General features: G+C 66.1%; 13 protein-coding genes. 7 read left to right on the top strand and 6 right to left on the bottom strand.

Annotated features, from left to right (window positions below):
* Positions 1-32: 32 nt before the first annotated feature.
* From OG203_RS35220 to OG203_RS35195, 6 genes are all read right to left on the bottom strand, one after another.
* Positions 33-1,439: a MinD/ParA family protein gene (locus tag OG203_RS35220; RefSeq protein ID WP_405161522.1), complete on the bottom strand. Its 1,407-nt coding sequence runs from the start codon at positions 1,437-1,439 to the stop codon at positions 33-35.
* Complete coding sequence (locus OG203_RS35215) at positions 1,436-2,980, bottom strand: peptidoglycan DD-metalloendopeptidase family protein (protein WP_405161521.1); 1,545 nt, start codon at positions 2,978-2,980, stop codon at positions 1,436-1,438. The genes OG203_RS35220 and OG203_RS35215 overlap by 4 nt, the downstream gene beginning before the upstream one ends.
* A gap of 11 nt (positions 2,981-2,991) precedes the next feature.
* Positions 2,992-5,016 (bottom strand): cutinase family protein, encoded by a 2,025-nt coding sequence (locus OG203_RS35210; RefSeq protein WP_405161520.1) that lies wholly within the window; start codon positions 5,014-5,016, stop codon positions 2,992-2,994.
* A complete protein-coding gene (locus OG203_RS35205; RefSeq protein ID WP_405161519.1) occupies positions 5,013-5,780 on the bottom strand; it encodes a hypothetical protein in 768 nt (255 codons plus the stop codon). The genes OG203_RS35210 and OG203_RS35205 overlap by 4 nt, the downstream gene beginning before the upstream one ends.
* Complete coding sequence (locus tag OG203_RS35200; protein ID WP_405161518.1) at positions 5,777-6,514, bottom strand: hypothetical protein; 738 nt, start codon at positions 6,512-6,514, stop codon at positions 5,777-5,779. The genes OG203_RS35205 and OG203_RS35200 overlap by 4 nt, the downstream gene beginning before the upstream one ends.
* A 1,615-nt stretch (positions 6,515-8,129) precedes the next feature.
* The gene (locus OG203_RS35195; protein WP_405161517.1) at positions 8,130-8,708 is read right to left on the bottom strand and encodes a YbaB/EbfC family nucleoid-associated protein; all 579 of its coding nucleotides are present in this window, start codon (positions 8,706-8,708) and stop codon (positions 8,130-8,132) included.
* A 122-nt stretch (positions 8,709-8,830) separates the two neighbouring features.
* Here OG203_RS35195 and OG203_RS35190 point away from each other — a divergent pair, with 122 nt between their 5' ends.
* The 7 genes from OG203_RS35190 to OG203_RS35160 all read left to right on the top strand — a co-directional run bounded on the left by OG203_RS35190 (position 8,831) and on the right by OG203_RS35160 (position 14,615).
* A complete protein-coding gene (locus tag OG203_RS35190) occupies positions 8,831-9,145 on the top strand; it encodes a hypothetical protein (protein WP_405161516.1) in 315 nt (104 codons plus the stop codon).
* Positions 9,142-10,929, top strand: a complete 1,788-nt coding sequence (locus OG203_RS35185) for an alpha/beta hydrolase (protein WP_405161515.1) — start codon at positions 9,142-9,144, stop codon at positions 10,927-10,929. The genes OG203_RS35190 and OG203_RS35185 overlap by 4 nt, the downstream gene beginning before the upstream one ends.
* Positions 10,926-11,519 (top strand): LppA family lipoprotein, encoded by a 594-nt coding sequence (locus OG203_RS35180; protein WP_405161514.1) that lies wholly within the window; start codon positions 10,926-10,928, stop codon positions 11,517-11,519. The genes OG203_RS35185 and OG203_RS35180 overlap by 4 nt, the downstream gene beginning before the upstream one ends.
* Complete coding sequence (locus OG203_RS35175) at positions 11,456-12,133, top strand: DUF3558 domain-containing protein (protein WP_405161513.1); 678 nt, start codon at positions 11,456-11,458, stop codon at positions 12,131-12,133. The genes OG203_RS35180 and OG203_RS35175 overlap by 64 nt, the downstream gene beginning before the upstream one ends.
* Positions 12,134-12,226: 93 nt before the next feature.
* The gene (locus tag OG203_RS35170) at positions 12,227-12,652 is read left to right on the top strand and encodes a hypothetical protein (protein ID WP_405161512.1); all 426 of its coding nucleotides are present in this window, start codon (positions 12,227-12,229) and stop codon (positions 12,650-12,652) included.
* Positions 12,649-13,839 carry a hypothetical protein gene (locus tag OG203_RS35165; RefSeq protein WP_405161511.1) on the top strand — a complete coding sequence of 397 codons (1,191 nt, stop codon included), beginning with the start codon at positions 12,649-12,651 and terminating at the stop codon, positions 13,837-13,839. Before OG203_RS35170 ends, OG203_RS35165 begins: the two co-directional genes overlap by 4 nt.
* Complete coding sequence (locus OG203_RS35160; protein ID WP_405168109.1) at positions 13,839-14,615, top strand: ESX secretion-associated protein EspG; 777 nt, start codon at positions 13,839-13,841, stop codon at positions 14,613-14,615. The genes OG203_RS35165 and OG203_RS35160 overlap by 1 nt, the downstream gene beginning before the upstream one ends.
* Positions 14,616-14,630 lie beyond the last annotated feature (15 nt).

Raw genomic sequence — 14,630 nt, 5'->3', positions numbered from 1 at the left:
TGACGATGGGTGCCGTTGGGTTCTCATGGCGTTCACCGCCGTTGGCCGTAAGGCTGGCCGTGGTGGGGGACCGCGACGCTCGCGCTCGGACAGCCTGATCCGCACCGCGCGCCGATGTGCGTGTCATCGGGGGTGCAGCGGCGGCAGCGCTGCACGTCGCGGCTGCTCGGGGTCCGGTAACTATCGGGCAAATAGGCCGCTTCCAGCGGTGCCGGCATGCGCGTCAACGCTTCGGCGAGCCCGTCGGCGACCGACGCGGCCACCTGTGTCCACGCCCGTACTGACGGGGCCGTCAGCCGCGACCACACGATGCGCTCGCCTCCGGCCAACACCGGGTCGTGCGGCACATCCACGATTCGGGTGATGCCCGCGTGTTCGAGCGCGCCGACAATCGCCTCGCGTGCGGCCGATTCGGTCCCGGACTGCGCGGCGAGGGTGACCACCGCTCCGGTCACCAGGTCCCGGCGGCCGTGCGCGACGATCGTGTCTAGCATTTTCAGCGCCATATAGGCGGCGTCGCGGCGGCATACCAGTGGCACGACCAGTTGGGTGGCGTTGTCGACCGACCAGGAGAACGGTTCTGCTCGGTCGTTGTCGCCGCTGTCGATCACCACCATGGACCGGTGCCGTCTCAGCACCGCCATGATCGCCGCGCACTCGTTGCGCCCGATCACCTCGAGGCGGCCGGAGTGATCCGAGGCCAAGACTTCGTCCAAGCTCGGTTGCAGCCGCAGGTACCGCGCCAGGCTCGAGGCGTCGGCGGCCGGGGAGCACAACGCTCGCGCGTTGGCCAGCACGTCGACCACGGTTGGCTCGGTGTCTGTGCTCACCGCGGCGCGTGCGGCGAGGGTGCCGCGGGATTCGTTGGCGTCCCAGGCCACCACGCTGCCGCCGCGGTGCACGCCGAAGATGTTGGACAGCACGATCGTCACCGGGGTGACTCCGATGCCGCCCTTGGGGTTGGCGACCAGGATCACCGGGGTGCCCGGCAATGGTTGCCGGATCCGTTCGACCGCGCGCCGGTAGGCGACCTCGCTGCCGTCGCGAGGCGGACGCAGCTGGGCCCCGAACGCGTTGACCCGGCCGCGCCAGCCCCATTCGGCCGGGTCGGTGTCTACGCCGTCGGCCTTTTTGAGCACGACCGGACGGGCCTGGTACCCATCGTCTCCGGGAATGGTGTCGGGCCGCAGGTTGTGTTGCCCGACCCCGTACGGGTCCGAGATTGACTTCTCCGGGTCGCCGATCCCGTCGCCGGGATCGTCGACGGCGCTGTCGGGTTCCGACGGCGCGCCCTGTGCCGGGCTTGGCCGCAGGCGCTGGCGGCGCAGGTCTACGATCGCCTCGGCGTCGTATTCCGTTGTGCCGCTCTGGAAGTAGTCCCGTTCGGTGTGCGCCGACATGTCGTCCGGCTGAGGTTGCTGCTGGTGTTCGGTGCTCATCCGAATCTCCTGACTGACGGGTTGGAGCCGACAACGCTCATGGGGGCGGTCTTGATGAAGTCGCCTGTTTGCGGGGCGTGCACGACGGTCCCTTCGCCCACGTAGACGGCGACGTGGCCCGGCGCGGGTCCGGCGGGGAAGACCAGGTCTCCTGGTTGGATCGCCGATTCCGGTACGGGAGTCCCGCGCGGGTCGTCGACTTGTTCCTGGCTGGTGCGCGGCAGGATGATCCGGCCTCCGGTGGCGACGGCCACCGCGCGGCTGGTGAGCCCGGAGCAGTCGAATCCGGGCGCTCCGCCTTGGGCTGCGGTCGGTCCGTCCGGCCCACCGCCGCCCCACACGTAAGGGTGTCCGCGCCAGCGCATCGCCTCGGCGACAATGGCCGCGCCGACCGAGGAACTGACCGATTCACTGCTTGTGAACTCACGCGCGGCGGCCGGGATGGCGCGCACGTAGTTGCGGGTCTCGCCGTTCTGGCAGACCTGTCCCTGCCGTAGGGTCTCGTCGGCGCCGCAGTTGTACATCGACAGCCACAGTTCAGTGAGGTCGCCGCGCAATGTGCCTTCTGCCAGGCCGCGTTTCGCGGTGCCGGCCAGCTCGCAGTCGTAGCGGCCCTGGCTGATGACCGCGTCGGGGATGCTGCGGGGATCCTTACGGCCATCGCCATCGCCGTCGACCCCGTGCGCGTTCCACGTCCCGGGCATGAACTGAGCGGGCCCGACCGCGCCTGCCGGGCTGTGCGCGTCGACGCTGAACCCGGACTCCTGCTGCAGCTGGGCGGCCAGCAACGGCGCGGTCACCTCAGGGCACAGTGCGGCGGCGCGGGCGATCCACGGCTCGAACGCCTCCGGCACCGAGCCCGCCTTCAGTCGCGCGGCGCCCGGCGAAGGGCCGCACCCGCTGCCGTAACCGGATCGCCCGATCAACCCGCTGCGGTTCGCGACTAGGACGGCGGCGTCCGTCGCGGTCCCGCCCGCGCCGTGGGCGGTGAGCCACTGCATCGGATCGGTCTGTGTGCCGCCGGACAGCCGTCCCCCGGGCACGACTTCGAAATGCAGGTGCGGCCCGGACGATTCGCCCTCGCTGCCGACATCGGCGACGTGTTGGCCTGCGCGCACGGTGTCGCCTGTGTGGACGAGCACGCCCGCGGCGGACATGTGCCCGTAGACCGTCGACACGATCCGGCCATCACTGTCGGTGGTGTCGATGACGATCCAGTTCCCGAACCCGTCGGCAGGCCCGGCCGCCACCACCGTGCCGTCGATGGCCGAGTAGATCGGGGTGCCCGCCGCGGCAGCAAAATCCTGTCCGCGATGGAACTTTCCTTCCCGGGGTCCGTACGGCGAACTCGGGACGAAAGTGCCTGCCGCCATCGGCATCACGACGCGAGCGGTCCCACGAGATGTCCCGCCCCGGGGCATGTCGGGAAGACAGTTGGGGTCGGTGTGTCGGGATCGACCGGAGACGATGATCAGCATGACGACCGCCACGACGGCCAGCCCGATGATCATGATCGCTTTGCCGCCGGAGGTCACGGTCATGTCCGCGCTCATCACACGGCTCCGACCTGCCGGATACGCCCGGCGAACCAGTCCGTCAGCCACGTGACAGCGGTGCGCCCGGACTCATCGACGACGAATCGGTCGTACCCCTGATGTGCGCCCGACGCGAAGAACGATGCCGCCGAGACGCCGTCGGCGACCAGCTGCCCGAGGTCAGCCGCGCCTTGCGATGAGCTGTTGACCAATGACTCGGCCAGGCTCGCCAGGTTCGACGCGCCGCCCATTGAGACTGTCGGTTCACCCGACCGCGGGGTGTCGAGCGCGGTGGTGGGGGTCTTGGCGGCTGCGGTCAGTGTGTTCACCGCGGTCGTGGCGAACCCGAGCAGCGTCGGGATCAGGCCGACGAGCCGGGCGCCGATATCGACGAGGTTGCCGCCGCCGGTGATCGCTTTGGCGATGCCCCACAGTTGTTCTTGGAGCCCGCCGACCTGCAATGCGAGCTTGACGACGTCCAGGTTCCCCAGGATTCCGACGATCACCGACGCGATCTGGGCGACGCCCTGCGGGTCGGGGATCATGGCCAGCAGCTTCGACACCGTGTGCAGGTCGACTCCGGCGGCCATTTTCACCAGAGGGTTGCACAGGTTGTTCAAGGTGCCGAACTGCTCGTGCAGGCCACGGACTTTCGCGGGCACGTCGATGCCGCCGTCCGCGACGATGGTCACGATCTGGCGCAGGGTGTCCAGCATCTTCGGGATGTTGGTGGCGAAGCCGAGGGTGTTGGTCGCGACGTTGACCACCTGCTCGAACACCGTCGACGGTTTCAGGATCGACAACACAGTCGTGGCCTGCGACAAGGTGTCCGCAGGCATCGCGGTCAGCAACGCCGTCGAGGACGCCAATGCGTTCGCCGATCCGGCCACATCGGGCGCGAGACCTCCGCCGGCACCGCCCGCTTGTGAGGCGATCGCGGCCAAGGAATCCAGGGCCGTGCCGAGGTCGCTGTTCTTCGCGGCGGCCAGCACCTGGCTCGCCTGGTGTTCGGGCGAGTCGGCCGGTGCGTGTGCCAGCCGTTCGGTCGCCGATGGATTGCTGCCTGTCCAGCCCAGCAGATCAGTCAGAGACCGCAGTGTGTCCTGCACCGCCGTAACCGCGCCCGAGTCGATTCTTCCGGACAGGGCCTGTGACACAACGGTATTGAGATCGGCAGCCAGCTTCGGCAGATCGCCTCCCCCGAAATCGGACATCAGCGACTGGGTCAGTGCCTGCAGCTGCACCGCATCGGCACCGGGCGCACCCGCCTGGTCGGTGTTGCCTGTCGGGTTGTCGCCAGCGGGCGGCGCGCCGTCCGGTTCGGCCGCGGCGGGTTCGTCGCTTCCGCCGGTGAGGATGCGGCCCAGGCCGGCCAGGATCGGGTTGGTCGCGGCGTTCGTGTTGCAGTATTTGTCCCGTGGATCGCATATCTGCGCGGTCACGGCCGACAGCTGGCAGAACCCGCCAGGGCGCGGTCCGGCGATACCGTGCCCATCCAGTGCAGGGCCGACGACTTTGCCGCCCGCCGTGCCTTGATGCGGGTCGGCGATCAACCCCACTGCGATCACACGGTCCGGGGAGATCGCTCCTTTGCCGCAGCCGATGCTCGCGGCGAGGTCGCCGATGACGTCGGCGCCCTGGCTGTAACCGGCCAGCACGAACTTCGCTGCGCTGCAGCGTCGGGCGATCTCGGTGATCTCCGCGGTCGCGGCCGTGACGCCGGTCGTCTCACTGGCGCCGTAGCTCATCCCGCGGTCCCACGCCGAGGCGCTGTAGCCGGGGAATCGGGCCAGGAACCGGTCACCGAACCGGTCGGCTAATCCGGTGGCGACCGGAGCGAGCAGCCCGATCGGGCGTGCAGGGTCGGCGTCCGGGTTGGTTTCCCACGTGCCGGGCACAAAGATCCCCGCCACCGCGGGGCATCCCGATCCGCTCGGGTATGCCGGGGCAGGAGCGGCGACGGTGGGCGTCGTGCCGGCAAGCATTGCGGTCGCGGCGAGTGCCGCGATCCAGATTGCGGGGGTAGCGATCGGTCGCTTCACAGGCCGACTCCCATCACGATATCGGCGTAAGCCGTGGTGGTTGAGGAATGCAGCTGGTCGACGCTGATAGCGACCCCGCCCGCGAGATGCGGGTCGTAGGGGACCTCGAACACGTCGCGCACCCAGCCATTCAGGCTTCGGCGGATCTCGTCGGCAAGTGAGCCCGTTCGCTGATCCTGGTGCGTCACAACAACTGTGGTGTCGGCGACGACGTCGCCGCCGAGGTTCTGGTCCAGCCATTTCAGACTCGCGAACAACCGGTTCGCGGTGCCGCGTCGGGCCGGAGTCGCGAGGATCAGGCTGGTGTGGCCGTCGCAGATCAGCGGCAGCAGCCGCCCCGCCGACACGTGCCCGCCGCCGTCATAAATGCCCAGATACCCCGAGATCCTCAGCAGTCGCGCGGTCGTGCCGATGGTGGCTCGTGCGGGCAACGCTGTGTCGTCTCGCCACAGCAATCCTGCGCCGATGCTTGACGACTGCAGCAGTTCGCGCGTGATCGACGTTGCGCCGTCGGCGATTTCGGTCAGCCACGATTGCAGCGACATCGGCCGCGTCAGCTCGTCTGCCCCGCGCACGCCGAGATCGCCGCCGGAGGTGGTCGCATCGACGGCGACCGCGTCCCAGTCCGTGGTGGCGCCAATGGCCGCCGCCAGTCCCAACGCGGTGGTGGTCGCGCCTGCGCCGCCGCCAGCCCCGACGACGAGGACCGCAGGAGCGATCTGCAGCGGGAAAGCCACCCCTTCGAGTTCGAATGCGGTGCTCATCGCGGCGTGATCCCCGTGATCAGAACCCGACCGTCCACGACGGTGGTGGTCACGGTCTGCCGATAGACGACCGGCGCACGACCCGGGCGGGTCTCGGTGAGGTCGACCTGCCAGGAGTTCGGTCCCGCCGGGTCGACAACGACGCAGAACCGGGTGCCCACCGGGATGGTGTCGATGCCGGCTTGGATGGTCTCTGCCGCAGGCACATTCGCATCAGGGGTAGTCACCGCGCGTGCGGCGATCCCGGACCGCGTCACGTAGTAGGCGGTCTCGAACGCCATCACGACGCCAGGCCCCGACTCGGTGCCGCCGGTCCCCGAGCCGCGGACTGTGCCTCCCGCGACCACCGGCGTCGCAGGACAGTCGCCGCCAGCCTGCGCGGCAGGACCCTGCCCCAAGTTCTGCAAGCTGGCGGCAATTGGGCCGCGGATAGGCACAGCGCTTCGGTCGGCGTAATGCAGGAATACGCCCATGGCGACCGCGCCTGTCACCACGCAGACGCTCACGGCAGTCAGCGTGAGTCTGCGACGACGAGTTCTAGCGGCACCGTCGCGGGCTCGCCCGGACTCGACCCGCGTCCAACGAGCGTCGAAGTCCTCAGCCAAATCGGTCGGGTCCGAAACTCCGCCACCAGGCGTGTCGGCGTCAGCGAGGTGACGCAGCTCAGACGCAGCGCCGCGGTCCAGATCCAGCACAGTGAGGAACCGATCCAGGTGTCGTTGCGTGCTGGTCATCGCCGAGCCACCCATCGGTGCTGCGACGCGGGTCGGCCCAGTAGTGCACCTAGCTGTTGCCACGCGGGTTCGACGGCCTGGCGGACCAACGCCGCGGCGGCATCTACTAGCCACTGAACGTGCGGTGTCACCTGCGCGAACTGTCGCGCGACCTCGGCGACCGTTCCACGGACCTGACTCACCACGGGCTCAGCGCCGGACACTGTCCCGCCACCCGGTGTGACGGGACTTGTCGCACCCGATGGATCAGGCGTGACGCCAACCTGCCCGGAATCGGCGACCGCGAGACCGCCGCACGTTACGGCGACAGCCAGCGGCAACACACTGGCAATAGCGACTCGACGACAACAACGTTGATCGCCACTGGACTTCCGCATCGGCGGACCCACTTCCACAGTGACCCGTCGGCAACCGCGAAAACCGCAGGCGATCAACGCCGTTCGCGGCACACGATGCTCGAACAGGATCAAGGCGAATGCGCACCGACCAGCGGCCTCGACGCAACAGCGCCGATCACCTCACATGTCGGGAAGCCACAGCACAACCACGCGTTCACCGCGCTGTTCGTGCCCTTGTGGCGCTACATCCGGATCCGCTGCCAGCGATCACCGGGAAACCCTCAAGAAGAGGGCGCACATCCAATGTAAGACGAATCACACAACCGCGCAACCCGACAGCAAATAGCCAGGTCAGCCTCCTTCCACATTCCGAATTGTCCTGGCTCAAGGTATCTGGCCAAAACTCACGGTATATGGCGAGTCTGCCGGGCTACCTGGCCAATGCCTCACTGAATCTGCCCAACAAAGTCGTGACCTGCACCTTCCCGGAACGGCGACCCGGGGCTTCATTCTGCATTCGCCAGGTACATCGATCCATCATCCGCAACGGCGGCTCATGGTATCTGGCAACCCGCAGGTCGCGACGTTCGCGATTGTCCAGATACACCGCGCCCGGACACGAATTCGATGCGGCGAACTCGTCGCGGTGGACTTCGACAGCACCCAGCGGACCGTGAAGACGTCCAGCACACCGATCCCGGGGAAGAAGTCCTACCGGGGCTGGCGACCGTGGCCCAGTGCGAGGGCCATAAACAAGGTAACGGGGTAAACTAACGTCCGGGGGTCAAGTTGTTTGAGTCGACATAGCCTCTGACGCCTGTCCGCAGGTCGGTGCCATAGTCCCAGGTACGGCCCGTTCGGGTCGCCAGTCAGGAAACCATCTCCTGGATTGCCTTCGCCCAGGACCGGCGCGTTGCCGGCAGGTCCCAAGTGAATCCTCACACCTGATGCCGTGAAGTCCAGCCGCTGCGGTTTCTGGGACTTCAGCCGGTTCGGCGTCGGCCACTGTGATCTCTCCGTCGAGATATGCGACGCCCAGATCGACGACGCGGTCGGCGGAATTTGTTGTGCTGCCGACGGTCCGGCCGCAGCCGCTACTGCAATAAGCGCGGAGGGAACAATCGTCGCGATTTCCTGATCATCTCGATCTTCTTCCCCGCGAGCTTTCTACCGTAATCCGTTCTCGCACAAGCCATGCCACCACCAATCACGCGCAGTGGGGGGCAGGTCGGGTCGTCCCGGCATCTGATTCGGATAGCCGTGGACCATCTCCCCGCTTATCGGTTGTCTGGGCGGTTCGATCGGGGGCGATAGTCGTCTACTTGGGTGATGCTGAAATTGCGGTAGTACTCGTCCTCATCTTCGTCGTCGTAGCTGACGACATCGGCTGATCGCCCCGGCACACGCGACAGGGCAGCCGCCGCACCTGCTGACTGAGAGGCGGCCGTCGGCCCCGGCACCGGCGTTGGCGACAAGGATGGGTGGGCGACACCTTTCCCCACTGACAAGCCATCTGACTCTGGGCCCGTCTCCACCGCACGGGTTCTTCCCGCTGAATTTCCTCCTTCACCCGTCCCTGCTATTGGCGCGGGCCCGGGGCTGGCGTCAACGAATCCCGCGACGATATCCTTGACGGCCTGCTGGGCTTCGGCTGTTGCTCTGGTGTGGAGCTGTTTGATCATCGCGGCGAGTCGCTCGGCGGGGATCTGTCGGCCGGCGTCGGAAAGTCGGATCGAGTGAATTGCACCGTCGGCGGTGACTTCGACGGTGACCGAACGGGTCGGATCCGAGGCTGTGGTTCGCCGCTCGCTGAGCGCGAAGGTGAGCATCTCGACCGTGTTCATGTTCGCCGTCATCGACATCCTCCCCTGTTCGGATGACCAGAATATGGCAGAATCACCAGGACGCGGCGTATGCCGCTCGAACAGGATATCCCCAGCGTTCCTGTTGGGGCAGGGGCAGCGAGGGGGTGCCGTTCATGGGGGTCAACGACAAACTCGATCTCGATCCAGTACGCGTACGCGCATTGGCAAACGAGCTGGCCGATGCGGCCAGTGACGTCGGCGCTATCCAGGTTCAGCGCACGCATCAGCAGGTAAAAGCCGACATGGCCGGATCAGTCGCGGCGGCGATGTGCGAGCCTGCCGCCGACGTCGCACACCACGCCGCTCACCTGGTCTCGCAGGCTTTGTACGAAATGGGTATCAACACCACTGCGGCGTTGAGCACCTACACCGGTACCGACGAACGCTTCGCCGACCAGGTGGAGGCAGTCGCGGAAGGTGTCCGGTGAGCCCGGACCCCACGCCGTTGACAGCTCTCACCGTCTCTCAGGTCAAGAACTGGAAACCCAATGCGTTCGACCAGCAGGCCCTCGAATGGCAGCTGGCCGCTCAAGACCTGCGCACCCGAATGACTGCCACGGTGTCGACGGTGGACGGATCACACGACTACTGGATCGGCGAGGGCGGCGATGCCATGCGCGCACGGTTCGCACAGGTCAACAACGACGCCACCAAGGTCATCGACGCGCTGACCAACGGTGCGGGCGCGGCCCGCGGCGGCGCAGGCAACATCTCCTCACACCGGCTCGTGGTGGTCAACAAGGCCACCGACGCCGAAGCCAACAAATACACCGTCGCCGACGACGGCACCGTCAGCGTCTCCCCGCAGCAGTGGACCACCCTGGTCGCCAGCGTCGGCGTCGTCAAGGCCAACCAGATGCTGTCGCTGCTCGAGAACGACGCCAAACTCCGCACCGACGAGCTCAAGAACGCCCTCGCCGACCTCCGAACCGCCGACGTGCGCGCCGAATCCGCGATCCAGGAAGCGTTCAAAGACCTACCGACACCTCCGGACTTCGGCCCACCACGTTGGGTCAAGCCGACACCGAAGCCGCCCGCCAAGGACGCCTCGGTCGACGAGAACCGGCACTGGTGGAACTCGCTGACCGCTGAGCAGCAACACGACTTCATCACCAACCACCCCGGTGACATCGGCAACCGCGACGGCATCCCCGCCTCGGCCCGCGACCAAGCCAACCGCAACCAGATCCCCCAAATCCGTGCCACCCTCGAGCAAGCCATCACGACCGCTCAGGCCGCGGGCGCGGACCCCAAGGACTACAAAGAGATCACCAACCGCCTCAACGACCTCAACGCCGTCGACAAAGCGGTCGACGGCAAGCCCGACCGCAAACTCCTACTCCTGGACATGTATTCAGGGCGGCAGGGCCGAGCCGCTATCGCGGTCGGTGACCCGGATAAGGCCGACCACATTTCCGTCACCGCCCCTGGGTTGAACACCACCGTGCGAGACTCGATCGGCGGTATGTCCAACGAAGCGACCAACTTGCGCGACGAAGCGCAGAAGCAGCTCGACGACAAGGGACGAAAGAACGAAACGGTGTCCACTATCGCGTGGATCGGATACGACCCGCCCCAAATACCAGGCTGGCCTGACCCCAACAGTCTCGTCGGCGGCAACGAAGTCGCACGCGATGACGTAGCGCGCGCCGGTGCTGTCGACTTGTCGCGGTTCTACAACGGCCTAGAGGCCGCCAACTCCGGTGACAAGCCACCCCACATCACCGCCGTCGGACACTCCTACGGCTCGCTGACCACAGGCCTGGCGTTGCAGCAGCCTGGCGGCCATCCGGTCACCGACATGGTCGTCTATGGCTCGCCTGGCATCGAAGCCAACACCCCTGCCGACCTCGGCCTGCAGTCGGGACATGGCTATGTGATGCGTGCGGAAGACGATCCGATCAAATGGACTCAAGACGGTCCCGCGATCGCGAAGGTGCCCCTACCGGGCGCGTTCCCCATTGCCATCCCTGGCGCCGCGTACGCGGGCGAGGCCGCAGGGTACGGAGACTTCGGTCCCGATCCGGCCAAGAACACCAACTTCACCCAGCTCGACACCCACGCTGGCTTCACCGCGGATGGCCGATGGCTCGATGGAGCCTCCGGGCACAGCGAATACCCCCAACAAAGCAATAACCAGCCCCGCATCACCGGCTATAACGTCGCTGCCATCATTGCCGGTCTGCCCGAGAACGTGGTGCCCGCACGATGACCACCGTCGCGCGAACACACAACTGGTGGCGTCTCGCACCCATGATCGCGCTGATCGCGTTCACTGCCGGATGCGGACTGACCGACAAGCCGTATGGCGAACCAACCCCACCCGATGACACGACCAAAGCAGCCGAGACCCTCAAAACGCTTCCGTCGCTAGAAGATACCGAAGCGCGACTGAAGCAAGCAGTGGAGCAGATCGGTACCGCTGCCACCGCGATCAACCCGGCATTGCGATGGGCGTGGAATCGTGATCGAGCAACGCTGGGGTGCGACAAACCCTACGACCAGACCAACGGCCAACGCGCGATTCTCCAGCACTACGTTTCCGACACTGCGATCTCTGAACAAGACTGGCCCCGCATCGAGGAAGCCACCCGGACCGCCGCAGCCACGTTCGAAGCCACACAGGTCCAGATCCTTCAGAACAAACCCGGACACCACGACGTCCGGTTCTCCAGCGACGATGGAACCACCTTCGGGATCAGCACACAGCAAGCAGCCGTGATCACCGCCAGAACCGGATGTCGGCTGCCGAAGGCCGGGCCAGAGTCGACATCATCGACACCAGCACGGCCGACCCAGTGAGTTCCGGCAGGAAGCGAGCGGATGTGATAGACGTTGCAAGCCAGGCCATTTCAGCGTCACGGCCTCGTCGCGCTGCGATCGCAGCTTCAGCGGTGTGCGCGATTGCTCTGGTGGTAACGGGCTGCACAAGCACCGACGGCGACAATGCGCCGACGCCCTCGGCATCGTCGGCGCCCTCCTCACCCGTCGAATCCGCGAAGTTCGACCCCTGCACCGACATCCCGCAAAGCGTGCTCAGTGCCGAAGGGCTCGAGAACCGCGGTCCGGACAACAGCCAGAACGAGTCGACCACGTGGACCGGGTGCGGGTACCAGGTCAGCGGCGGCTACGACGTGCGGATCGTCACCACGAACCTGACGTTGGACCAGATCAAGACAAAGTTCCCGGATTCCTACCGAGAGCAGAACTTCGGAGGGCGCCGCGCCGCGTTCTATACGCTGTTTCCGTCACTGGGCGCCGCAAGTTGCGTCGTCAATGTCGAGATGGCGTCTGGCACACTAGAATTCGACCTCGCGAATCAGAAGTCGCGACCGAAGACGGGGCAGCTGGACAGCTGTAGTTTGCTAACCAATCTCGTGCAGCAGACGGTCGCCGCGATACCTCCAGGCGCGTGAGAAGCCAACGCGCGGGCAAGCTCGATGGAACCACGCCACCCCGCAGTGCGTCGAACTATATGAGGCGAGAGTGGAAGCCAGAAAGGGGCGAACATGGAGGATGAAGGGCACCCGGTGTTCGGCCCCCTGATCGAACAGGCCAAAGCCGGTTCTCTATCGCTCAAGGCCGATCCAGCTGCGTTCATCGCCCTCGAGAAGGCATGCCAGGACCATCTTGATGAGATCGGCGATATCCAGCGGGTGATCCGCAAGATCTACGAGCAGCAGGAATGGGGAATCGGCGAGAGATCTGACCTATTGACTTCCGCGCAGACCATGGTGCGACGGTTCCGGGAGAAGGCGATGACCGGCCCGAACAACGCTTACGACACACTCGAAGATCACTACCGGGTCGCCACAGAACTTCAAGCTCTGTTCCAGTCGATCCGTGAGCGTTACGAACAGACAGACGCCGAGTTCGCCGCTCGTTTCAAGGAATTGAAGTTTGCGCAGAGACCTGAGCACGGGGGTGGACGATGACCGACTACGACCCGCCTGCGATCACCAATCCCGAGAACGTCGACGCGCTGACGCACCAGCAGATCAAGGACGCGTTCGACCTGATCCAGAACGCTACCCACGACATGGTGACGAACTGGGGTCATGCGCGTGCGATGTGGCGTGATTCCACCACCGCGCTAGTCCACGCTGTGCGTTCCGCAGTCGACGGGAAGTGGACCGGTGCGGCTGCCGACAGCGCGGCCACAGCCGTGAGCCGGTACGGCAGCACCGCGGAAGAGCTCGTCGCCCTGTTCGACCAGACCGCATCAGTCGTCGTGAACACCGCCACCACGGCGGTGATGACGAAGTCGTTCCTTCCTCCGGTGGTTCAGGTGACCGCAGATCAGAAGGCCGACCCGGTCGAATATGACCGCCAGACACGGAAAGCCGATACCGCGCAGGCCGAAGCTCGGCGAATCATGCAGGAACGCTACGTCGTTGGGTTCATGGACCAGGACGCCAAGCTGCCCACGTATCCACCCGCGGTCTCACCCGTCAACGATGGCCCAGCTCCGAGCCCAGCGACCGGCCCCACTCCATCCGCGGCTCTCACCGAACCGGATGAGACCAACCACGACAGCGCACCTGTCGCCGGGCAACCGAGCGACGCAGCGGCACCGAGTGCCGATGTGCCAGCACAGAATTCACCTGACCACACGCAGGCTGCGGCGACGGAAGGGCAGCCGCCGACCACCACGACCCAGTCGGCCTCGGACAGCAGTCGGTCGGATTCGCCACGCACACCCTCGAGTGTTCCGGCAGCGCCAGCTCAAACGCCCAGTCCCGCAATCACTCCGGGTGTCACGTCCGTTGTCACGCCGCCGGGCGATCCCGCCTACCCCGGTGGGCGGCCCAATCTCGGTTCCGTTGTAGGGCCCAACAATCGTGTCCCGTCGAGCACCGGGAGTCCGGCTGGGCCCGGTGTGTCGCGCCCTGCGGTGCCAACCACGCCGCCCGGACTCACGCCTGCTGCTGCGTCGGGTACCTCGGCAAGTGGTACGCCGGGCAAGCCAGGCGGTGCGCCCGGCATGACGGCGGCCGGCGCCGCGCGCGGCAAGAACGAGGAGCGGGAGAAGAAAGACAAGAAGGTCGATCTGACCCACGAGTCCAACACCATCGAGCTGCTTGGCAAGAACAAGTACGTGCCGCCCACCATCGGTTCGTGATGGCCACCTGGTCCTTCGATGACGAGGAATTCGCTGCCCTATGGTTCGGCCCGGCCAATGATCGGATGCTGTACCCGCTGGACTATTTGAGCCGGTTCACCCACGTCAACGAACGAGACGAGCATTGGACTCGGGTGCGCCACGATTGGTCCGAGCATGGCCGTTTGGGGTGGGAAGAAGCCGATCTACTCCGGCGGGCATTCGCGGTGTTGACCGATCCGGAGGCATGGGTGGAAATCCACGGGTTCTACGACGCCGTCGGCCCGGTTCGTGTGGCCGCTGCCCGCCATTACCGCCATGCCGCACTAGCGGTCCAGTTCACTAAACGCGCGCGGATCAAGGTGTCAGTAACCTCGGCCGAGAAGCTGCCCGCCGTACTGGCAAAGTTGCTGCCCAAACACCAGCCAGGTCGACTGCCCGCGGAGACGTTCCAGGCCGCCGACTTGAGGCCAGAGGCTGAGCCGATAGTCCGCTACACCAACGAGTCAACCCCTCGGGCCAGGTATCAGCGGCTGCTTGGTGGCGACGCTGTCGGTGCGGGACTGATCACGGTGTTTCGCGGTCCCCGGCACAACGGCCCGGCACCGGCACGCAAGATCGGCACCGTCCGCTGGTACGACCTCAAGGAGGGCCGCTACATGGAGACCGGCACGCGAACCCTGACGGTGCGGCCCGCCGACAACACAGTGCTGCGTGGCGTTATCGCGAGACTGCTCGACCATGCCATCACCGAATACCGTGAGTACATCGAGGAACTCGGCGAATTCGCGCATTGAACCCGATCACCGCAG

The organism is Nocardia sp. NBC_01499, assembly GCF_045040275.1.
Lineage (GTDB): Bacteria > Actinomycetota > Actinomycetes > Mycobacteriales > Mycobacteriaceae > Nocardia.
This window is presented reverse-complemented; position numbering and strand designations above follow the sequence as displayed.

Bases quoted from the DNA above. Each gene is read 5' to 3' on its own strand.
- OG203_RS35220 (WP_405161522.1), bottom strand. From the start codon at position 1,439: ATGAGCACCGAACACCAGCAGCAACCTCAGCCGGACGACATGTCGGCG.
- OG203_RS35215 (WP_405161521.1), bottom strand. From the start codon at position 2,980: ATGACCGTGACCTCCGGCGGCAAAGCGATCATGATCATCGGGCTGGCC.
- OG203_RS35205 (WP_405161519.1), bottom strand. From the start codon at position 5,780: ATGAGCACCGCATTCGAACTCGAAGGGGTGGCTTTCCCGCTGCAGATC.
- OG203_RS35200 (WP_405161518.1), bottom strand. From the start codon at position 6,514: ATGACCAGCACGCAACGACACCTGGATCGGTTCCTCACTGTGCTGGAT.
- OG203_RS35195 (WP_405161517.1), bottom strand. From the start codon at position 8,708: ATGACGGCGAACATGAACACGGTCGAGATGCTCACCTTCGCGCTCAGC.
- OG203_RS35190 (WP_405161516.1), top strand. From the start codon at position 8,831: ATGGGGGTCAACGACAAACTCGATCTCGATCCAGTACGCGTACGCGCA.
- OG203_RS35180 (WP_405161514.1), top strand. From the start codon at position 10,926: ATGACCACCGTCGCGCGAACACACAACTGGTGGCGTCTCGCACCCATG.
- OG203_RS35175 (WP_405161513.1), top strand. From the start codon at position 11,456: ATGTCGGCTGCCGAAGGCCGGGCCAGAGTCGACATCATCGACACCAGC.
- OG203_RS35170 (WP_405161512.1), top strand. From the start codon at position 12,227: ATGGAGGATGAAGGGCACCCGGTGTTCGGCCCCCTGATCGAACAGGCC.
- OG203_RS35165 (WP_405161511.1), top strand. From the start codon at position 12,649: ATGACCGACTACGACCCGCCTGCGATCACCAATCCCGAGAACGTCGAC.
- OG203_RS35160 (WP_405168109.1), top strand. From the start codon at position 13,839: ATGGCCACCTGGTCCTTCGATGACGAGGAATTCGCTGCCCTATGGTTC.